We start from the raw sequence: 20,079 nt of genomic DNA, 5'->3' as shown, positions 1-20,079 counted from the left end.
ATAACTTTTCAAAAACGCTCTATTAAATTTAACCGCTTTTTAGCAAGGCTTTCAACTAAAAAGAGGCCGACTTTGGCGCAGCAAACTGCCTTAGCATGCAAAGATAGCGGTTGATGGAAAGGACAAGATGTCGCCGAAACGAGCTTTAAGACAGACTATAAGATGGAAGCGCGATTTGCTAAGTGAAGCTGAGCGTGCCCAAAAAACCCTGGAGATTGAAACGAAATTACTTGAGCTACCCAAGTTTAGACAAGCACGTGTTATATTGTTTTATGCATCATTCGGGAGCGAAGTGCCGACGCAAAATCTAATGGAAGATGCTCTTAGAATGGGTAAAAGGGTTGTTCTGCCGATTACTGATACTGAGACCAAAAGGTTATTGCTCAGAGAGGTGCACGATGTCAGTGCGCTCAAGAAAAACAAGTATGGGATTCCAGAGCCCACTCAAGAAGACAGCAGGGATATCGAACAAGACCTTATAGACCTCATAATTGTGCCTGGGGTTGCTTTTGATGTTTGCGGACACAGGATAGGCTATGGTGGCGGCTACTACGACCGCTTTCTTAAAACTATCAGCCCATCGGTTCCCAGAATCTCTTTGGCCTTTGAGATCCAGATAGTCCCGGAGATACCGAAAGAGGATCATGACCTTCCGGTAGACGAGATAGTTACTGAGAAGCGCATTATCGATGCATGTAAGGCAAGAAGCAGTGAATAGGCAAATTGCTGAATTAAAGGAGTCCAAAATACCAAAACACCCCGGCAGAGACTGTAACCGCGATTACACTGCCTACTCCAAGTTGTGCAGGCGTGTGCTTATTTAAGACGTACCTCGCCCAAAACACCACCGGCACACAGACAACAACAGGCAGAGCAACTAGTCCATAAAGCACGGTTAAAATGAAAGCAGTTGCTGTTATCCCGGCCGCATGAAGGCTAACCTTCCAGAAGATGGTTATCAGTGTAATCAAAACACCCATTATTACAACCGACCAGGATATTGCCCTCATCTCTACCGGAGCCCCAATCAGGTAGACCGCCACAAGCCCAGCCACCGCGCAAAAAAGCGAAAATAAAAACGGCCTTATCCTATCCTCACGCCTATTGATATGCGGATCTGTTACCAATCCTTTACTTACCCTTCGCCCAATATCCCACACAGGCAAAAAACTGAAAAAGACTGCGCTCACTAGCCAGTACGCTAAAGCCATCATTAAATTATCTGTAGTAGTGATTGCAACAAATAAAAAGAATGGGGCAGATAAATAATAGGGATTAAATATATTAGATATTGTCTTGGCTACCTTTTCGCGGCTCAAAAGCTTTAACACCACCCAATGCTCGTCGTCTGTAGGCAACGTTTATCTCAGCCCCAATCAAAAGAAGCACTGCTGAGATATATAGCCAGAACATCAGCAAAATAACTGTGGCCAGCGACCCGTAAACCAAGCCATAGCCTCTGCGGGCAAACAAATCAAGATAGACGGCAAATACATACTTGCCTGCTTCCCAAGCGACTCCGGCAGTTAGCGTTCCAGGCCAGATATGGCCCAGGGTAAGCCTAACATTAGGCACTAGCCAGTAAACCACCAAAAATAATAGAAAAGTGGAGATAAGGCTAAGGATAGCCGTAATGATCGTCCATGCGACCGTGACAACCCTTTGGGGAAAAAGCAGGCTCAAAAACTCATCTCTAAATACTGAAGCGATTGTCGTAGTGCCAAATGAAACAAAAAGTAGCACCAGGATAAGCACAAACACACCTACCGCAATTAGCTTCTGAACAGCAAAGCTTCTCGTCTCCTTTACCTCATAGACGGCGTTTAACCCCAGAGCAAGGCTCCCGAAGATGTTGGTGCCCGACCACAAAAGAGCGATCAGCGCTATAATTCCCGCGCTGGACCTGGCTTTAATCAATGCTTCTATGTTGACCCGAACAAAATCGGCAAACGTCGGAAGGTTTTGAAAGACGTAATCCAAAACCTTCTCGAGAGTGCCTGCACCCTCCAATACATAGCCTAAGGCAATACCAGTAAAAAGAAGCAGCGGGAATATAGAGAAAAAAGTGAAAAAGGCTATTCCCGCTGCCAGCAGAAAACCATTGTGCTCGTTAAACTTATTATAGACCTCTACCAGGAACTTAGCCATTCTTCGCAATAATTGCACATCAACACCGTACCATTAATATGCTAACCAAATAAGTTATTAATTCCTTATCCGCAGCACGGCGGCACTTAACTTCTTTATTTTCTGCCCAGCGTACCTAATTCGTTCCGAAGCGCCGGCTTTCCTTCAATTAAATTTCGCTCAAGGCGAAATTCTCGCTCAGCCCCGGTCACCTCAAGGCTATCAATTGCAACAAGTGCCTTCCTCGTGCGGTCGATATGCAGAATATTTAAAGTGTAAGGCACGCCATCTTGCGCTTGAAAAGTTCTAAAGCCTGCAGCACCGGTTGTTCCGGCGTTGTTTAAAACAAAGCCATTTTTCTCCATAAGACTGGCCTTGTGGGTGTGCCCAACAAGGATAATCGGAGCCTTCCCAAAAAGACCTCGCACCGCCTTTGGGTTATGAACCGCAAGTATTAAAGGTTTATCAGGAAGCGATTTAAGACTGTCGGCAACCTGCGCTTTAAACTCAGCCATAGCCCGATCATCAACCGGAGTCGGTTCGGGCGATCTAGATGCCGGGTCTGCAATACCAAAGATGGTTATCCCTTTTACACTAACCACATTACCGTCGACAACCGTGACGTTTTTTACACCCCGCAAAAACGACACAGTCTGCGGAGAGTCATGATTTCCGGGGATGAATATGTAAGGGACAGGCAGGCCTGCTATGCCATCGATGAGATTTGCCTCAACCGGTGTTCCAAAATCAGTTATATCACCGGTGTCGATTACCAGGTCGATTCTAAAATCTTTAACAACGCGTTTAATAAGATCAATTGCCACCGGGTTGTTGTGAATATCAGAGACATGCAGAACCTTAATAGTGTTTTCCTGGATTGGCTGCCAGGAATCTATCTTAGAATAGAAGTTGTCGATGTTCCGCGCGACATCTAGAACCTCCCGCCGAAAAGTCTTAACATCGCCAAGCCGCTTAGCGATGTCCTCAGTTGCCCAGGGCGCAACTGTAAGCGCTCCGCTATATCTCGGCTGCTTAAAAGCGTTTATATCATAGGACGAGTAGGTAGAAACTATGATTGTGCTTATTAGGGCCGCCCCGAGAGCCGCACCTGCTATCGCTTTGTAAGCGCGTCTTCTCGGCGACAGCGCTGCACCGAGTGCACCGCCGATTGCAGCTAAAACAATAAGCCGGATAACAAACTGCTTAAAAGCCTTCTTGCCCTCAAACTCAATTTTTCCTACAAGCTCTTTGCTATTGTCAATATTCCCGGCAACCCGACTTATTTCGACTGGATAGATCTTCTCTAAAACAACTTTTATCCTAACGTTTGTCTTATGGGTGAATGCAGATATTTCGCCAAACGGTGGTATGGACAGCTCAGTCACACCACGCTTGGCGGGTTCGATCCTAAACCCCAAACGAACTCCATCTACATCGTACGAGGAGTAGCCGAACCATATTACCGATAGGCTGCTTAACAGAAAGGCGATTATAAGCGCGGCTGTCCAGGATGAAGCAGCCTTTTTAAAAAAATCAGACATTCAATGACATCCAATCACCGGCAAATTTTTAACTTAAACAGAAGAATGCGCTGGCGCATTGGCAGGCCGAGCCGGAATTTTTAACTTATCCAGAGCAAACTGGATATTTATTTGCCAACCCACAAGCGTTTTTAACTCGAGTCTTAAGAGCGGGAAATGCGGATCATCTCTTACAATATAAAAACCATTCTGCAGGTAGAACTCTATCGGCCCCAAAGGGCAGTCGCTATCTCTCGTTGTAAAGGTTTCAATGGCACGCACCTTTCGCTTAACCATACCGGATTCTATCGCTTGCAGTAAAACCCTGCCTAATCCTCTACCTTGTGCAAAGGGAAGAACACATAAGCACGCCAGAAAGACAGCATCCTCGCTTATTGGACCAGAAGGAAAACGCTCTATACCAGGCCAGAACTTTGCCGGACCGTATTGGGCGTAAGCAAGCGCATCTTTGTCCACGTAGACGATCTTGCCGCATTCACCCCATTCTTTTATCATTCGGCTCATATGCTCTGCCTTAAGCTTTTGCTTGTATGAGACATCGCCTTTGTCGGATAAGCTCTCCCAGCGAATACAGTCCTTACATCGCAAACCAGTGCGGGCAAGGCTCTTCGCAGTGGCTGGCACTATCTTCCTTCGCATAAATACCCCTTTTTTCAGATGTCAAGAGTCTAAGTCGAAGATGCCCTAGCCGCTCTGATATTCGGGGTTTACCCAATGCTGTCGGCAAAATGTAATTCTTCCCATAATTTGATTTTATGCTATCTCTACTTATCTGCAAGTCTCTTAAGAAACAGTTTTGTTGTTTTTGATTCGTAGTCCGTGGATAATTTGCGAAACAAGACAGTTTCGTTGTTACGGGCATGTAGCTGCTTAATCTTATAGAGAAAAAAAATGCCCCATAAACAGGGCATCTGCTTGCCTCAATAATTGTCAACTCTGTTTTAAGAATAAGTTTACAATTCTCTAGCTCCAGCTCCTTAAAAATTATTCTTAAGCCTCTTCTTTGGCTTCTTTTGCCTGCTCCTCTATCTTCTCCGCCCTTGCTTTCTCTGCTTCTTCTCCTGCCTTCTGCTCAACTTTCTCGGCCGCTTCCTCAGCCTTCTCTGCTCCGCCGCTTATCTTCTCTTTTATTGTCTGTGAAGCCGATTCCACTCCTGTCATCAGCCGTTCCTTTGCCTCTTCAATACGGCTTCTAAGCTCACGCCCCTTTTCCGAAGCTATATCGATTACGCGGCCGCGCTGCTCTTCATAGCTTCTACGCCCCTCCTCAGCTAGCTCCTCTGCTCTTTCCTTGAGCATTTCCCTAGTTTCTTTCCCAGAGCGAGGCGCAAGAAGCAGCGCGCCGATTGCGCCGATTGCGCCACCAATAAGAAAAGCCATGAACCTGGCAAAACCGCCGCCTCGTTTTTTTTCTGCCATATCAACAACCCCTTTACTAAAAACTAAACCTGTTTTTTTCAATCTACCCGATCTATTTGTTTTTAAACACTCTGCCTGCGCTTTAGTGCAAAACCAACCAACATCTCAACAAGGTCACAAAACTCAAGACCTCTTGCGGCTGCAGCCATCGGCAGCAAGCTCGTTTCAGTCATCCCAGGGCTGGAATTAAGCTCAAGCACATACGGATCTCCTTTTTCGCTTATGATGATATCGATCCTTGAGACATCGCGGCAGTCGAGCACTTTATGGACGCCTACTGCTATATCCTGGACTTTTTTAGTAAGTTCCTTAGAAAGCCTTGCCGGGATAAAGTACTCGGTCTGCCCCATAGAATACATCGACTCAAAATCGAAATATTCCTTCGGCGGCTTAACCTCGATGACGGGCAGCGCCTCCGGCTCGTGATCGCCCAAAACGCTTACGCTTACCTCAGTCCCTTTTATGAATTTTTCCAAAACAACCTTGTCGTCATAGCTTAAGGCGCCAATCAGGGCACCAGGAAGTTCTTCCTTGCTATGCGCTATTTTTATTCCTAAAGCTGAGCCTTGGCATGCAGGCTTAACAACTATAGGAAGACCTAACCGCTCTACTACGTTTTCAAGGGCTGCCGCGGCTCCCATCTCGCGAAAACTTGCAGCAGTTAGCGTAAAGTAGTCCGGCGTCGGTATCCCTTTTCTTTGAAATATCTCTTTAGAGAGTGCTTTATCAAAGCTTACGGTGCTGGCATAGACCCCAGGACCCGTGTAAGGTATGCCCATTATCTCGAGAAGCTCTTGGACCGTGCCGTCTTCGCCATATTTGCCATGAAGCGCTATGTAGACGAGGTCAACCGGATTTTGTCTCAGGTTGTCGACCAGGTTCTCGTCTACGTCAAGCTTTATCACATCAAAACCTTTTTCCCTGAGCGCCTCATATACACGATGACCGCTTTTAAGAGACACATCCCTTTCAAGCGAGCGGCCCCCCATGAGAACCGCTATTCTCTCCCTCACTTTTTTCTCCCCCGTTTCTTAAGCATTAAGCTTTACAAAAACTAACTATTAATCAGCTACTTTTAATCAGCTCTCCGCATAAGCCAAATTCATATCCAAATTCATATGGCTTTTACTTACTCTTTTTTGTCCTGTGCTTTAATCCCAGCAGGCTTGTTATCGGTCGAGTAGCCTTTAAGCAACGACCTGTAAAGTGCGAGTTGTTGTTTAATGACTGCACCAAGCCGCTTAATCCCCTCATAAATCGTCTCCGGCGGGCAATAAGAGAAATTCAAGCGCATGCTGCTTTCACCACCCTCACCATAGTAGAAAGCCCGCCCCGGAACGTAGGCGACTTTAGCCTCCCGGATGGCCTCTGCTAGCATCTCGCCAGAATTTAACCCTTCAGGAAGTGTAGCCCAGATGAATAGCCCACCGCTTGGACGAGACCAGGTTGAGCCGTCAGGAAAATACTCCTCGAGCGCAGCAAGCATCGCATCGCGCCGTTCTCGGTAAAGGTCGATAAACACTTCGACATTGCGCCGCCAGTCAAAGACACTCATATACTCTTCGGTCACCCGCTGTGCGAACGAGCCAGAGCATAGATTTGCTGCCTCTTTTGCCTTGACGAGTTTCTCAAGGATGGCTTTTGGCGCTGCCACCCAGCCCAGGCGCATACCAGGCGCAAAGATCTTTGAAAATGTCCCCAGATAAATGACATTTTCATACATTGATTTAAGCGACGGTTGCTCAACCCCATCATAGCGCAGCCTCCCATAGGGGTCGTCTTCAATAATGATAAAACCGTACTTCATGGAGAGCTCGATGATTTCTTTCCTGCGCTCAGCCGAGAGGGTAAAACCTGCTGGATTGTGAAAATTGGGAACGGTATATAGAAACTTCGGCTGTATGCCTCTCACGGCAAGTTCTTTAAGTCTATCGGCCAGAATGTCTACACGCATCCCTGAATCATCAAGCGGTATGGCAATAACATTTGGTTCGAAGCCTGAAAACGCCTGGAGTGCTCCCACATAGCTCGGCCCTTCAACTATAATTGAATCACCTTTGCTTATAAATATCTTTCCCAGAAACTCTAACGCCTGTTGAGCTCCATCAGTTATGATGAGGTCATCAACGCCAAGCTCGACGTTTATCTCGGCCATGATATCAACAATATGCCGCCGTAGAGCCTCATAACCCTCAGATGCGCCGTACTGTAGAGCCGCAGCCCCCTCGCGAAGCATAACCCGCTGGGTCGCTTCAACAATCTGGTTAACCGGAAAGCAGCGGGTATCCGGCAGTCCGCCGGCAAAAGAGATAATATCCGGACGCCCGGTCACAGCCATCATTTCACGAATTTCCGAGGAGCGCATGTTGCTCACCCGTGAAGCATATAAATTTGTCCATTGGTCGAACCTGAAATCTGGCATGACTTCAAACCTTTTGACTTGCTCAGTGCCTGCCTTATAGACAAAAACCTCTCGTCCCAACGGGACGAGAGGCACCTTCCACTCGCGTTACCACCCATTTTCACTACGACCTCACGGTCAATAGCCTTATGGAGTCACATGACTCCGGTGATAACGGTACCTCCGGCTGGGCCTACGTTCGCCTTTCAACCCAACTGCTCCGGGATGGCCTTCCGTGTTAAACCCGGTACCGGTTCCCAGCTTACCCGGCTCTCTTTGACCTTGATCTAACCGTACTCTTCCCATCTGCGTTTAGCTATTTATCGTATTTAAGCTATTATGATAGAAGAGAGCAGCGGCAAAGTCAAACACCGGCCAGCCTAATAAGCAGGGCAAACGTAGCCTCCCACTAATTTTATCGGCCTTGACGCGCTTATGTATAGATTTTATACTGATTATGTTAAAAATTAGATTTATGCCCTCGTAGCTCAGGGGATAGAGCACAGGTTTCCTAAACCTGGTGTCGCATGTTCGAATCATGCCGGGGGCACGCAAATTAAAAAAGAGCTGGACAAAAGCTAGCTCTTTTTTAATTTTCCAAATCCAACCAGCCCTCCCCACCCAATAGCCATATATTTAAACCAAAAACCCGCTTAACCGATACTTAATATATCTATATGCCGTTCAAAGCAGCTTTTGCACTGAAATACGTAATACAGGAGAAAAATAGCAACGATGGCATCACCAGCGAAATACAGCAAAAAGCCGGCGCTAAAATTGGCGGCAATATCAACCTTAGTCTACTTCCTAGCCTTTTGGGTGCCGATGACTGCATTTAAAGGCGCTATGTTGGCCAATATTTTGTATGCTCTTTTTTATACCATACCGGTATTGGCCGCGTTTGTCTCCTGCCTCTGGGCCTGTCAAAACTCAAAGTCATACCACCGGCTCTGGGGATTGATGGCGCTCGGTATGTTCTTGTGGCTACTCGGCGTTATAACAATCTCTTTTTACGTTGTACCGCGGGGGCCGGCTAATGTACCATCGCCAAACCTTGCCGATATATTTTCTCTGGCATATCTGCCAATCATGCTTGCGATAATAATCAGCTTAGGGAAAATAAGGCTTCCTTTAGATACAGAGAAGAAACAATTTCTTGTTAGCATAGCGATGCTCTCTCTTACAATGCTTCTCTTGCTATATAAATTCGTGCTGGCCCCAAGCTGGTACTCAAAGCCGGATATGAGCATAATGCAAAGGATATCGACGATAAGCTACCCTGTCCTTGACTGGATAACACTGGTTTCCATCCTAATTGTTTCCGGCAGGTTTTTTGAAAGAAAGATCGAGGGCTGGTTGATACTGCTCATATCTGCATTTACCTGCAGCGTGCTTGCCGACATCCCAGCTTTTATATTTGGATACCAGATGAACTACATCACGCTAAGCATGCTGGTTGTTGGTGCAATACTTATTACTGCCGCAGCCATCGATGAGGTTACGGGTGTTTTTATAGGCATAAATGAACGGCATAGGACCACCATTAAAGGGCTGACTGGTAAGCAAACGCTTAAAACAAATATCTGGCAAACCTTTATAATGCCACTCGCAAGCATAACTGTTATACCGATCGTCTTGCTCTTTAACCTGAGCAATTTGCGGCTCAATGAGATTTACTTCCTGGTCGCCGGGTCGGCGCTGGTCTCTGTCTTATCAGTTTACAGAAACCATCTGCTTGCTTCAGATAATGCTATTCTATTTGAGAAAGCTCTGCGAGACCCGTTGACCGGTCTTCATAACCACCGCTATTTCCAGGAGGCTCTGGATAAAGCAATCCATAAGTCGGCTAAAGCTAATAAGCCATGCTCTCTCCTCATATTAGACATCGATAATTTCATGAAAATTAATAACACCAATGGTTTTATCTTTGGTGATAAAGTTCTGGCCGCCATCGGCAACATTATTCTCGCTGAGATGAGGGAGGATGATGAGGCTTGCCGCCTTAGCGGAGACGAGTTTGGTATAATCCTTCCCAAAACCGATGGGATCAAAGCGTATGCGATAGCCGAAAAAATCAGGAAGGCCGTTAATAAAAACTCATTAGAAACCTTTTCAAATAGCGATATTACGATAACAATTGGTATTAGCGTATATCCAACGCTTGCAAAGGACAAGGGTGAGCTGCTGCATACGGCAGACGGTGCCCTATACTGGAGCAAGTTAAAGGGTAAAAACCGCTCTTTTGTTTATGACCCAAAAGTAGTTGAGGTTTTAAGTGCCGAGGAGCGCGCTAAGCGGGCCGAAGAGTCGGTTCTGGCCGAATTGGTAAGAAGCCTCGCAAAAGCTGTAGATGCCAGAGACCCTTATACCAAACTTCATTCGAAACGTGTAAGCTTCTGGGCCGGAAATTTTGCTAAGCACTTGGGCCTGGATAAAGATGCGGTCAACCGCATCGAGGTTGCTGGCATTCTGCATGACATCGGCAAAATAGGTATACCTGATAGCATCCTAAAAAAAACCCGGCAAGTTAACACGCAAAGAAGCATCAATTATAAAAGGCCATCCTGAGCTCAGCGCCCAGATACTTAAATCAACCAGTATGCGTGATATTATCCCTGCGGTAATATCTCACCATGAAAAGTGGGATGGTAGCGGTTATCCGGCCGGGTTGGCAGGTAAGAAGATCCCACTTGAGGCAAGAATTATTGCCATTGCAGATACCTTTGACGCCATGACAACAGATCGGCCCTACAGAAAGGCGCTTCAAATTGATGATGCCCTGGCCGAGATCAAGAAATGCTCCGGGACTCAATTTGACCCCAGCTTAGTTAGGTCGTTTATCGCCATGTTTTCCGATTCTAACAAGCGAACAGGTTTTGAGAACAAGCTTGTCAATGAGCTAAAAGCCAGTTAGCTTTGATTTTTAAAGATCCAAACTTAATCCGGCTTTGGACCAGGAAATCTTGTAAGATGCAGGGGGTGGCATATGGCATTCACCATACTTTGGGCGGTTACTTGGTATATCGTTCGGAGCGTATTGAGAACATTTGCAGGGTTTAAAGTCAAGGGTCTTGAGAACTTAGACGGGCTTGGCAGACCGGTTGTTATTGTTTCCAACCATGTAAGCTACCTTGACCCACCTGTCCTGGGGGCAGCAATTCCTTTGAGATCAAGCATAATGCCAGTAAGCTTCATAGCAAGAAAAGAGATTTATATACCGGTGGTCTCCCAGTTAATTACTATGCTTGGCACCGTACAGATTGATACAAAAAAGCCGTTGAGCGCTCTAAGGGCCTCCTTAGGCTTACTAAAGAACGGCCGCAGCATAGCGATCTTTCCTGAGGGGACAAGATCACCAAATGGCGAACTGCAAAGCTTCATGGAGGGAGCCGATTTCCTGGCGGCAAAATCCGGTGCACCGGTGTTGCCGGTGGTAATTATCGGAACATTTAGGCCGGGCTTTGGATATTTAAGCGGATTGAAGAAGACAATTCTGTTTTTAACCGGCAGATACAGAATAGAAGTTGTGTTTGGCGAGCCGTTCTCTGGCAAGGTCGAGGAGGGCTACATAAAATTCTATAAAGAAGTTGTAAAGCGGCAGCATGATTTAACCACGACGCAATTTACAGCCAGAAGCCAGGGTTGACATTCGGTTTTATCGGCGGCGTATCCTTGATTTTCTTACCGACCTTTTTACCTTCTTTTTTACGGTTCTTTTTCCGACCTTCTTGACTGTCTTCCTCGCAGTCCGTTTTACAACCTTTTTAGGTTTTGGTGGCTTTGGATTCCTTGCGAGCGTCTTTGTCGTCGCCACCCCTGAGGACCAAAGCGACATGTTGCCCGAGGTGTCCCTGGCCCAAATGCGATATGAATAAACGGTTCTTTTAGATAACCTGCTATCGGTAAAGTCTGTTCCCGATGTCCAGGCTATCGGGATAAACCTTCCTCTACCCTTTTTGCGCTCTATTAGATATGAGCCAACTCCAACATTATCTACTGCACCACCCCAAGAAACGTAAACATAATTAGCCCCAGTTGCCCTTGCCAAAACCCAAGTTGGCGGAGTTGGGGGAGTTGTATCCGGCGCTACCGCTGGTGCAGGCGCTGGTGGGGGTGGCGGCTGCTGAGCGCTGGTGCCCGAGATAATATCGAATGCATCGATATTAACGTCCAATCCCGACGAAGCCGCGTTTTTTGTCCCGCTCACCACAATCTTAATAACATGGTTACCAAGTGCAAGACCCGCCTTTGTATAGACAGGCTGCTGGTAATCATCAGTCACGTTCGGAATATTTTGGTAAAGATCGACATTCCCCTGGTGCACACCGTCAATGTACACTTGAGCTATTCCAGATGCGATTCCCTTGCGCGCAATCCAGCTAACCCCAGTACCGTAGAATGAGAAACTGGCCGAGTCTCCCGTGGCTCCAGAATATCTGAGGGTACCACCGCTTGCCTGAGGGGTAGAAACAGTATTCCAGTTACCTGTGTAGACCACATTTGCATCGGACTCTTCGAGGTTTGTAACCGAAGTCTTCACCGCCCGCTCCGCGTTAATCCGCCCATAGCCAAAGGAATCATCCCGCCCGCTAGAGCCAAGGTCATCTGCCGTCTCTTCAAGAATCCTTGCGAGCTTTAACCCACTAACTCCTGGGTAGCGGGACATTACCAGCGCAGCAAGACCGGCCACATGGGGAGTTGCCATCGAGGTACCGCTTTTATACCCGTAGCCCCCGACAATAGTGCTTAAGATGTTTTCTCCCGGTGCCGCAAGGTCAACGTAGGCCCCAAAATTGGTAAACGAGGCCGATGCATCGCTTGAGTTTGTTGCCGATACACCGATTACATTTTGGTTTCCCGCCGGATAGAGAACATCGTTTGTACTATCGTTTCCGGCTGCCGCAACAACAAGGCAGCCCATTCCCTGGGCGTAGGATATTGCATCGGCAAGCGTTTGCGAGTAACCATACCCGCCTAAACTAAGATTTATTATTTTTGCTCCATTATCTGCCGCATATCTTATGCCTTGAGCGATTGTAAAGTCATCTCCGCCATAAGCATCCATGACCTTTACCGCAAGTATCTTTGCTCCCCAGGACACACCGGCAATACCTCGGCCGTTATTTGTGGCCGCTGCGATGATACCTGCCACATGGGTGCCGTGGCCAACGTCGTCCATCGGGTCGGTATCATCGTTGAAAAAATCGTAGCCGCCTATGACCTTCCCAGCTAAGTCTTCATGATTATAATCAACGCCGGTATCAACCACCGCAACTATGATGCTACTTCCGGTAGTTACATCCCAGGCTTGCGGCGCACTTATCTTAGGCAACGCCCACTGGCTTGCGTAACTGGTATCGTTTGGCACCTCAAGCAGACTGCGGTGGCGGTTTTCCTCAACGTACTCAACTTCAGGCATCTTCTTATACCGGGCGATGGCCTCTTTTGTTGAGATGCCCTTGGGGATTCTTATCCGCTCGATCTTGCGCGACTTTATCTCACCGATTCTTTGTGCCCCAAGGCTCTTGTGGTCCCTTTTAATAGTATCCTCGTTTGTCGAGGGTTTGAATTTAACAATAAGGTCGTTTCCAGAAGGATTATCTGCGCTCTGTTTGTTTACTGGTATTTCGTTGCTTTCCTGTGTGGTGGTTGCTACCGCGAAAGAAGTTGGGAATATGCTAAAAAGTAATGTTAAGACTAACATGAGGGCTAGAAAACGCGGTCTTTTGCCCATTTACGCACCTCTGTTTTCAGCTTTACGTTGCTAATAATTTTATTATCGGCAGCTCAGCTACCCATCTTTACATAAAGTTCCATAAGGCCCCAGCGCTGTCAAGGGATTAATCAGGAAGCGATTTGGACAACAGCAAAATACGCGGTTAAAAAATAAAAAGTTAATCCCATAATTTTATGGGGAGATTTAAGTTTGAGAAATTTAAGGTAGTTTTTAGGTTAATGAGCGGTTTTGCCCATAGCCTCTCTCCGCTCACCAATTGCCCTATAGATTACTATAACCGCCGCTCCGAGGCCGAATATTATATAGAGAAAGCGCAGTACCGGCCCGATAAAAGGTATCAGGCCCAAAAGCATGACAATAAGAAGGCCTATGAACAAAGCGAGAATGTTTCCAGCCTTGAAGTTAAACAATCTGCTCAACACCATTCCGACCGCAAGCCCAACAAAAACTTTGGCAAGATAAATACCAAAGATGTAAAGAATAAGGGTAGCTATCCCAAGCGGTATCGTTATTATCAGGATAAAGAGCAAGATTGCCGCCACCGGAACAACAAGAAGTAGGGCAAAACCAAGTAGTGGACTTTGCCAGGAAGCAGCGGCAACGGTATTTGCGATTTGAACCGTCCTTCTAGGGAATAAAACAAGAAGCGCTATGCCGGAAACCAGTGCAGCTAGAAACGCGAGCAGAAACGAAAGCATCCGGGGGAAGATGCCCTGCCTGCGCTGCGGCCGCTCATTAAAAGTTATCTCGCCTCTTATCCGGGCACCCCTTGATATTTCTGCCCTGTTTTCGCTGGTATAGGAAAGATCGCCGTTTATGACGGCACGGCCTGTTAACCTGAGCTGGTTCACATCAAGGCGCGCGTCGTCTCCTACCACTCCATCGATAGTGATATTGCCGCCTGTACCGAAGAGCCTTCTGGCTACCATTCCACTCAACCTGGCACTCCCGGCGGTAACAACAAGGTCCTGGCCAATCGTTGATCCCGACGAGATATCAACGTTGCCCCCGGCAACGACGAGGTCTTTCTCCGTTTGCCCATTTATCGTTAAATCCCCGCTTATAGCTCGAACAGATCGATCTACCGTTCCGTTTAGTATGACACCGCCACCCGCAACAAGAAGACTGCCGTGCACAGGCCCGTTTATCGTTATGTTGCCGCCTGCAACAGTTAGGTCACCGTTGACGGTACCGTCGATAACAACGGTGCCGCCTGAGACATAAAAGTCATCATTGATAGTCCTGTCTGAAGGAATTCTTATGTTATCTCTTGATGCAAATTGGGCAGCCCGAGCAGGTGTTGATGCGCATGCAACCACGATGAGTAAAATAATTAGTATAAGAAGCCTTCTCATTTAACCCCCGAGCCTGGAAACTTAAAGCCGGTATAATTTTCTCCAAAAAGGGTTGCTTTGAAACGCTGGGGGAAGGATAAATAATGATTTTTCCGTCTCTCTGGCCTAGCGGTTATCCGATTCCCAGCGGAAAAATTTAAGTGCAATCAAAAAAGCGACCAGCGTGAATGCGAAAAGAACCAGCAGGTCGTTTTGAACAGCAGTCAGCGCTTTGCCCTGCACCATAACAGCGCGCAGTGGGTCAGCCAGATATTTTAATGGCATCGCTTTAACAATAGGCTTGACCCAATTAGGTACGTTATCCACCGGGAAGAAAACGCCGCCCAAAAACATCATCGGCATCCCGATAATGTTACCAAGTGTTGCTGCTGACTCCGCGGTCTTAGCAAAGCTTGCGATAACAAAACCTATCGTTATAAAGCAGAGACTGCCAACTATAATTAGGACTCCAAGAGGCAAGATATCACCGATTATCTTCACGCCAAAGACGAAATGCCCTATCAACACGAGTAAGGCCGATTGCATAAGCGAGATAATGAGTTGATTGATGATTCCTGCTCCGATAAACTGACTAAGCGGAAGAGGAGTGAGTTTGAGACGGCGAAGCACGCCTTTTTCACGCCTTGCGACCATCGCATTTGCCAATCCAAAGAGCCCGCTATTCATTAAGGACATGGCCAGGATTCCAGGGAGTAAAAAGTCTATATAGGCAAGCTGTTGCGATTGGATACTTTTACTTTTAACTGTAATGAGCGGCGGCGTCTTTATCATCGAACGCTCAATACCTCCAAGAACAGCACCAACGGTTCCCCGCATCATCTGCGAGCGTGTCGATGACGGATCATAATAAAGCTCGATAGATGCCGGCCTTTCCGGAAATCCTTCGGCAAATCCTCTCTTGAGCACCAATACGGCATCGACTTTTCCATTCCTGAGTTGCTCCAGGGCGTTATCACGTCCATCTTTTGTGACCTCGATCTTGTCGACTTTCTCTAGGCTTTTGGTTATCGACTTAGATAAAGAGGTTTTATCCAGATCCGCAATAGATATTTTCGCAACGTCCTGGCTGCGCCCAAAAACCATGCCAAACAGCACCATAAAGAGAATTGGAAAGATAAACAAGAAAAAGAGGGCCTGCTTATTTCGCATGGTCATTTTTATATTTGCTACGATCATAAAGACAAATCTCACTGCTCGCGGAGCCCCCTTCCGGTGAGGTGCAGGAAAACATCCTCCAGATTGGCGCCAGATACACTTAAGTTCTCTATCCTAACCTGTTGCAACTCTGCCAAACGAAGTAAAGCTGTTATGCTTTTTTGTACATCCCCGGTATAAAAAGTATAGCTTGAATCGACCCGCGATACATCGCAGACCGACGGCAGCTCTTTGAGCTTTGCGATATCAAATTGGTGCTTTGCCGTAAAGGTTACCCTAGCGTCGTTATCAAGCGAGCTGATCAGCTCCTCTGGCGTAGCAAGCGCAATAATGCGACCGTGGTCCATAACTGCAACCCTGCTGCATAGCACCTCGGCCTCCTCCATGTAATGCGTGGTTAGAACTATCGTCTTTCCCTCTCGATTTATCCGCTCAATAACCGACCAGAGCTTGCGTCTTGCTTGAGGGTCAAGCCCTGTTGTTGGCTCATCAAGAAACAAAATCTTGGGGTCGTTTACCAAGGCAAGGGCTATAGAGAGCCTCTGTTGTTGTCCCCCCGAGAGTTGGTTGACCATAGCGCCGGCCTTTTTTTCCAGCGCAACTTCTTCAAGAAGCCTGAGCACCCGCGAGCGATCCATCCAGATCCCATAAAAGGAAGCAAATAGGCGCACTATCTCCTGCACGGTTAGGAAATCAAGTAGAGCGGTCGTCTGCAACTGCACGCCAATAAGATGCTTTGTCTTCTTTGGGTTGGGCCAGACAGATATCCCATCGATATTGATCACGCCTCCGTCGGGGCGACGCAGGCCTTCTACCATTTCAAGAGTCGTTGTCTTGCCCGCACCGTTAGGGCCTAAGATACCAAACACCTCGCCGCTTTTTACCTCAAGCGAGATGCCATCTACCGCACGCACGTCCCCATACGCCTTTACAAGCTCTCTGATTTCAATAACCGAATCCATAAGCCTTCCCCCATGCCGGCGCTGCTGTAGCCCGCCCATCCTATTATAAATTAACAATGGCGATTAGCAAGCTAGACCTTTTGTGCATGCAAGCCAACCTGTCTAACTCTTCACTGTTTAAACTGCGAAAGTGCGGGGATAATGAAAGAGCGTAAAGTCGGGGAGCCTGGACTAAAGAACCCGGTGGAGGTGGCCAAATATGGAGCCGGAAAGACGCGAAGAACATATACATAAAGAAGTCGAACGCCCCACGAACGAGTCGGTTGAACAGGAGAGAGGTAGTATAGTAGGCTACGCCGCCATTAAGTATGCGGCCATTGTTATTATTGTTATCGCTATCCCTTATTTTCTTGCAGTGTTTGTGGTGCCTTTGCTTAGATAGAGATTGCTTGGCACAAGATTATCTTTTAAGCCTGCACTCGCATCAAAAGCGGCTTTAGTAATTCAGAAGCCGCTTTTTATTTGATCTTTTTATGGGTATTAAATGATATTGAAAGCGGATGTCTAAACGGAATTATGGGAGACATTGTTTGGGGTTTTAAGTATGAAGATACCGGTTTCAGTAACAGCTGAACAAATGGACGAGATCAATCGGCTTGTTATTTACCAATACGGCATACAGATAGTTCAATCAGTAGAAAGTACCGGCCACGCTTTAGCCAGGATCTGCCGGCGGTATCTGGGTGGAAAGGTTGATAAAAAAAAGATTATAGTACTTGCCGGTACCGATAGAATTGCTGCAGGCGGGATAGCTGCAGCGCGCTACCTTCATGGCTGGGGAGGGAGCATCACAGTTGCACTGGTTCTTCACGAAGATGCACTTAAAAAATCTGCATTAAACCAGTTAAACATAGTTAGGTCAATGGAGCTGCCAATCGAGAGTGCAACGGATATTGGTTTGGCCCGGCTGCGAAAATTCGACCTTATTATCGACGCGCTTCTTGGATACAAGACTCAAGGGACTCCATCTTCTGAATTTGCAAGCGTTATTGCAGCTGCAAATAAAGTAAAGAAGCCGATAGTCTCGCTGGATGTTCCATCAGGTATGGACGCAACCACGGGGCAAGTTTATCATTCCTGCATCAGGGCAAATGCAACTGTATCCCTTGGTCTTCCAAAAACAGGCCTTTTAAGAACTGGTGCGGCTAAGTTTATAGGGGACCTGTGGCTTGCCGATATCGGCATACCGCCTGAAACGTATACCAAGATCGGGCTTAAGGTTGACAATCCTTTTATTGGCGACGATATTGTTCTCCTTCAAAAAGAAGAGGCTGCAAGTGTAACAGCGTAAAGGTTTATGCTATATCTATTCTTCTCTCACCAAGAAATGCCATCGCCTTTTTAACTTCTTCAAAAAGAAGGACTCCGGGGATATCTGCAACATGCGATTCTCTTAGTGCATTTTGCTTATCTTTGTCGGTAACCACAAGAGCGAGCCGTCCTCCTTGACCCAGAGATCTATGCGTGGCCTCGATTATGGTTTGCATCTCGGCAGCATCAATGCTCCTTATTCCGGTCAGGTCTAGTATCAGCTGGTTGCTTCCAGGAGTAAGCACGGAATCAATTGCCTCCATGATTTCGCCCTCGTTTGCGGCCTTTAGTTCACCTTCGATTGCGATGATCGGGATCTGTTCGCTGGTTATTGTTCTAATTGAAAGCATATAAATCCACCCTTATTAGTAGCTGCCAGCTAGTAGCACTTAGCAAAATTGTTGATGGCTGTTAGCTCGATCTTAAATCTATTAATTTGAGCTATATAACAGTATTGCCATGTCTTTGATCGGTCAAACATCTTGCTGGATGAGATGCTTTTGGGAGGCGTTGCCTAAACCAGTAGCCGCTTTTTGTTTTTCCCAGTTTTCTAAAAGGTAGGGCTTGAGCTTCTCATAGGCCGCGGCGGTCTCTTCTACCTGCTGCTCAGCCTCGGTATTGTTCATAACCTCCGTCTCAATTACAAACGAGCCAGTCCGTCCAAAGTACAGCGGGCTTAGCGCGTCTAAAACCTCACGCCGGTCAAGACCGCTCCAGTTATAAGCCACAGCAAAATCGTAAACTACTTTTACCCAGAGTTCGTGCGGAAAATTAAAGACATCTTTAGGTGGCAGGACAAGCGACTCGACCTCGCTTAGAGTATTGGGTTGTAAAATCTTCTCAAGAAGTTCCCTTTTTTTCTCAAAGCCCCGGTTAAAGTGATCAATCATTCTGTGAAGGTCAACTGCAAACTGCTCCGGCTCCAGATTGATTGGCTCACCATAAATAAAGGTCGGCATGCTTTCATTAACAACCTTCCATTTAACCTCGTACTTTCTCATAAGGCTGAAGATCGTACCGACGACTTCACGAAACATCGGGCCCAAATCCGCCCCGGGGTCTTTTGGGTCATGGAGCTTAACCCCCATCCTGGATTGGCAGACCTTGAAGCCCTCGTTTATCGCCATGGTAGTCATCCAAATATCAATGCCAAATCTATGAACGTTCTCATCGCTCCATATGTCCTCCTGGCTGAAAACCTTTGCGAGAGCCCTACTTACACCAAAATCTCCACCTATTGGCTGACGGATCTGTTGGCCATATAATGAACGTGTTAGCGGGTAAGCAATTGAGTTGGTTATAGTGCCATCGTATTTATATCTGAAGTAGTGCGGCGCGACATAGCCATAGTTATACCGATAGATGGGATCGCCTAAAAGCTTGATCCACTCAGGCGTTATACTTCTAAGGTCGGAGTCTACCACTATACAAACCTTTGCATTAAGGCGATCAGCAATCTCAAAAATAGTTTGAAAAGCGCTCCCTTTCCCAGCAGGACCACGGTATCGGGTTACTATCTTTTCAACCTGTCTTGGTGTGCTGGCGGAAAGAACGGCTTCTCTCGTACCGTCATCTGAGCCGCCATCAGCGTTGACAAGGACGGGCTTGAGTTCCGGAAAATATTTTGTCATGCCCTCGGAGGCAATTTTAACTACATGTGCGATCGTTCCCGCATTTCTAAAACTTGGGACACCAACAACTATATCGGCTTCGCTTATATCGGCAATCCGCTCAAGCACCTCAGAATGCAAGACAGTGTTTTTAACCATATAACCACCTTTGAATTGTTTTTGAGTACATGCATTTGTGTCTCGATGCTTAAAATATCGGCAATTTTTAAAATCAGGTGCAAAGATTCCTGTCTATTTGAACAATAAAACAATTTCAAAGAATATAGAATAGAAAACTGGTCGGGTGATTGCCGCTGATGAGATGCTCCAAGCAAACGCGGAGGAATTCGATCTGCTCTCTAACCCGGGCTGCTGGGGCGCAGGGCCTGTTGCCTCATATAAAAATCTACTCGAACTAACCCCTGGTTGCCTCATATAAAATATACTCCAAACCATGTATT

Annotated in this window: 19 protein-coding genes, 1 tRNA gene and 1 other annotated feature; of the genes, 7 read left to right on the top strand and 13 right to left on the bottom strand. The window is 46.8% G+C overall.

Features of this window, described 5'->3' with window-relative positions; genetic code table 11:
- The first annotated feature begins 127 nt into the window (after positions 1-127).
- Complete coding sequence (locus K6T91_10775) at positions 128-718, top strand: 5-formyltetrahydrofolate cyclo-ligase (protein MCL6473272.1); 591 nt, start codon at positions 128-130, stop codon at positions 716-718.
- 13 nt (positions 719-731) lie between these two features.
- On the opposite strand, the gene K6T91_10770 is transcribed toward K6T91_10775, so the two are convergent.
- From K6T91_10770 to K6T91_10740, 7 genes are all read right to left on the bottom strand, one after another.
- A complete protein-coding gene (locus tag K6T91_10770) occupies positions 732-1,319 on the bottom strand; it encodes a hypothetical protein (protein ID MCL6473271.1) in 588 nt (195 codons plus the stop codon).
- On the bottom strand, positions 1,285-2,166 hold the full coding sequence (locus tag K6T91_10765; GenBank protein MCL6473270.1) for a YihY/virulence factor BrkB family protein: 882 nt from the start codon (positions 2,164-2,166) through the stop codon (positions 1,285-1,287). Before K6T91_10765 ends, K6T91_10770 begins: the two co-directional genes overlap by 35 nt.
- Before the next feature lie 77 nt (positions 2,167-2,243).
- Positions 2,244-3,668, bottom strand: coding sequence for a metallophosphoesterase (locus tag K6T91_10760; protein ID MCL6473269.1), 1,425 nt, complete (start codon positions 3,666-3,668; stop codon positions 2,244-2,246).
- Between the two features lie 33 nt (positions 3,669-3,701).
- Positions 3,702-4,307: a GNAT family N-acetyltransferase gene (locus K6T91_10755; GenBank protein ID MCL6473268.1), complete on the bottom strand. Its 606-nt coding sequence runs from the start codon at positions 4,305-4,307 to the stop codon at positions 3,702-3,704.
- A gap of 351 nt (positions 4,308-4,658) precedes the next feature.
- A complete protein-coding gene (locus tag K6T91_10750; protein ID MCL6473267.1) occupies positions 4,659-5,087 on the bottom strand; it encodes a YtxH domain-containing protein in 429 nt (142 codons plus the stop codon).
- Between the two features lie 62 nt (positions 5,088-5,149).
- Complete coding sequence (locus tag K6T91_10745; GenBank protein ID MCL6473266.1) at positions 5,150-6,100, bottom strand: D-alanine--D-alanine ligase; 951 nt, start codon at positions 6,098-6,100, stop codon at positions 5,150-5,152.
- Between the two features lie 116 nt (positions 6,101-6,216).
- Positions 6,217-7,569, bottom strand: a complete 1,353-nt coding sequence (locus K6T91_10740) for a PLP-dependent aminotransferase family protein (protein MCL6473265.1) — start codon at positions 7,567-7,569, stop codon at positions 6,217-6,219.
- Positions 7,567-7,804: a binding site (T-box leader), on the bottom strand. Its footprint overlaps the gene before it by 3 nt.
- Before the next feature lie 161 nt (positions 7,805-7,965).
- Here K6T91_10740 and K6T91_10735 point away from each other — a divergent pair.
- From K6T91_10735 to K6T91_10720, 4 genes are all read left to right on the top strand, one after another.
- Positions 7,966-8,038: transfer RNA gene (locus tag K6T91_10735), tRNA-Arg, on the top strand.
- A gap of 185 nt (positions 8,039-8,223) precedes the next feature.
- On the top strand, positions 8,224-10,056 hold the full coding sequence (locus K6T91_10730) for a diguanylate cyclase (GenBank protein ID MCL6473264.1): 1,833 nt from the start codon (positions 8,224-8,226) through the stop codon (positions 10,054-10,056).
- The gene (locus K6T91_10725) at positions 10,037-10,402 is read left to right on the top strand and encodes an HD domain-containing protein (GenBank protein ID MCL6473263.1); all 366 of its coding nucleotides are present in this window, start codon (positions 10,037-10,039) and stop codon (positions 10,400-10,402) included. The genes K6T91_10730 and K6T91_10725 overlap by 20 nt, the downstream gene beginning before the upstream one ends.
- A gap of 72 nt (positions 10,403-10,474) precedes the next feature.
- Complete coding sequence (locus K6T91_10720; protein MCL6473262.1) at positions 10,475-11,134, top strand: 1-acyl-sn-glycerol-3-phosphate acyltransferase; 660 nt, start codon at positions 10,475-10,477, stop codon at positions 11,132-11,134.
- Positions 11,135-11,143: 9 nt separating this feature from the next.
- Here the strand turns inward: K6T91_10720 and K6T91_10715 are convergent, their stop codons facing one another.
- From K6T91_10715 to K6T91_10700, 4 genes are all read right to left on the bottom strand, one after another.
- Positions 11,144-13,222, bottom strand: a complete 2,079-nt coding sequence (locus K6T91_10715; GenBank protein ID MCL6473261.1) for a S8 family serine peptidase — start codon at positions 13,220-13,222, stop codon at positions 11,144-11,146.
- 218 nt (positions 13,223-13,440) lie between these two features.
- Positions 13,441-14,580 carry a FapA family protein gene (locus K6T91_10710; protein MCL6473260.1) on the bottom strand — a complete coding sequence of 380 codons (1,140 nt, stop codon included), beginning with the start codon at positions 14,578-14,580 and terminating at the stop codon, positions 13,441-13,443.
- 105 nt (positions 14,581-14,685) lie between these two features.
- A complete protein-coding gene (locus K6T91_10705; GenBank protein ID MCL6473259.1) occupies positions 14,686-15,771 on the bottom strand; it encodes an ABC transporter permease in 1,086 nt (361 codons plus the stop codon).
- Positions 15,768-16,697: an ABC transporter ATP-binding protein gene (locus K6T91_10700; protein ID MCL6473258.1), complete on the bottom strand. Its 930-nt coding sequence runs from the start codon at positions 16,695-16,697 to the stop codon at positions 15,768-15,770. Before K6T91_10700 ends, K6T91_10705 begins: the two co-directional genes overlap by 4 nt.
- Before the next feature lie 199 nt (positions 16,698-16,896).
- On the opposite strand from K6T91_10700, the gene K6T91_10695 reads away from it, so the two are divergent.
- Complete coding sequence (locus K6T91_10695; GenBank protein ID MCL6473257.1) at positions 16,897-17,079, top strand: hypothetical protein; 183 nt, start codon at positions 16,897-16,899, stop codon at positions 17,077-17,079.
- A gap of 162 nt (positions 17,080-17,241) precedes the next feature.
- Positions 17,242-17,988 (top strand): NAD(P)H-hydrate epimerase, encoded by a 747-nt coding sequence (locus K6T91_10690; GenBank protein MCL6473256.1) that lies wholly within the window; start codon positions 17,242-17,244, stop codon positions 17,986-17,988.
- A gap of 4 nt (positions 17,989-17,992) precedes the next feature.
- On the opposite strand, the gene K6T91_10685 is transcribed toward K6T91_10690, so the two are convergent.
- Together K6T91_10685 and K6T91_10680 are read right to left on the bottom strand one after the other, a co-directional pair.
- Complete coding sequence (locus tag K6T91_10685; GenBank protein MCL6473255.1) at positions 17,993-18,358, bottom strand: STAS domain-containing protein; 366 nt, start codon at positions 18,356-18,358, stop codon at positions 17,993-17,995.
- A 123-nt stretch (positions 18,359-18,481) separates the two neighbouring features.
- Positions 18,482-19,777, bottom strand: a complete 1,296-nt coding sequence (locus tag K6T91_10680) for a glycosyl transferase family 2 (GenBank protein MCL6473254.1) — start codon at positions 19,775-19,777, stop codon at positions 18,482-18,484.
- Positions 19,778-20,079 lie beyond the last annotated feature (302 nt).

The sequence above is a fragment of the Bacillota bacterium genome, assembly GCA_023511485.1.
In the GTDB taxonomy this organism is placed as follows: domain Bacteria; phylum Actinomycetota; class Aquicultoria; order Aquicultorales; family Aquicultoraceae; genus CADDYS01.
The sequence above is the reverse complement of the archived record's forward strand: the minus strand, read 5'-3'. Positions and strand labels throughout refer to the sequence as shown.

What these genes read in the sequence shown, in the direction of transcription:
- K6T91_10690 (MCL6473256.1), top strand. Translation starts at nt 17,242, where the DNA reads ATGAAGATACCGGTTTCAGTAACAGCTGAACAAATGGACGAGATCAAT.
- K6T91_10750 (MCL6473267.1), bottom strand. Translation starts at nt 5,087, where the DNA reads ATGGCAGAAAAAAAACGAGGCGGCGGTTTTGCCAGGTTCATGGCTTTT.
- K6T91_10710 (MCL6473260.1), bottom strand. Translation starts at nt 14,580, where the DNA reads ATGAGAAGGCTTCTTATACTAATTATTTTACTCATCGTGGTTGCATGC.
- K6T91_10720 (MCL6473262.1), top strand. Translation starts at nt 10,475, where the DNA reads ATGGCATTCACCATACTTTGGGCGGTTACTTGGTATATCGTTCGGAGC.
- K6T91_10730 (MCL6473264.1), top strand. Translation starts at nt 8,224, where the DNA reads ATGGCATCACCAGCGAAATACAGCAAAAAGCCGGCGCTAAAATTGGCG.
- K6T91_10685 (MCL6473255.1), bottom strand. Translation starts at nt 18,358, where the DNA reads ATGCTTTCAATTAGAACAATAACCAGCGAACAGATCCCGATCATCGCA.
- K6T91_10755 (MCL6473268.1), bottom strand. Translation starts at nt 4,307, where the DNA reads ATGCGAAGGAAGATAGTGCCAGCCACTGCGAAGAGCCTTGCCCGCACT.
- K6T91_10715 (MCL6473261.1), bottom strand. Translation starts at nt 13,222, where the DNA reads ATGGGCAAAAGACCGCGTTTTCTAGCCCTCATGTTAGTCTTAACATTA.
- K6T91_10760 (MCL6473269.1), bottom strand. Translation starts at nt 3,668, where the DNA reads ATGTCTGATTTTTTTAAAAAGGCTGCTTCATCCTGGACAGCCGCGCTT.
- K6T91_10695 (MCL6473257.1), top strand. Translation starts at nt 16,897, where the DNA reads ATGGAGCCGGAAAGACGCGAAGAACATATACATAAAGAAGTCGAACGC.
- K6T91_10680 (MCL6473254.1), bottom strand. Translation starts at nt 19,777, where the DNA reads ATGGTTAAAAACACTGTCTTGCATTCTGAGGTGCTTGAGCGGATTGCC.
- K6T91_10775 (MCL6473272.1), top strand. Translation starts at nt 128, where the DNA reads ATGTCGCCGAAACGAGCTTTAAGACAGACTATAAGATGGAAGCGCGAT.
- K6T91_10700 (MCL6473258.1), bottom strand. Translation starts at nt 16,697, where the DNA reads ATGGATTCGGTTATTGAAATCAGAGAGCTTGTAAAGGCGTATGGGGAC.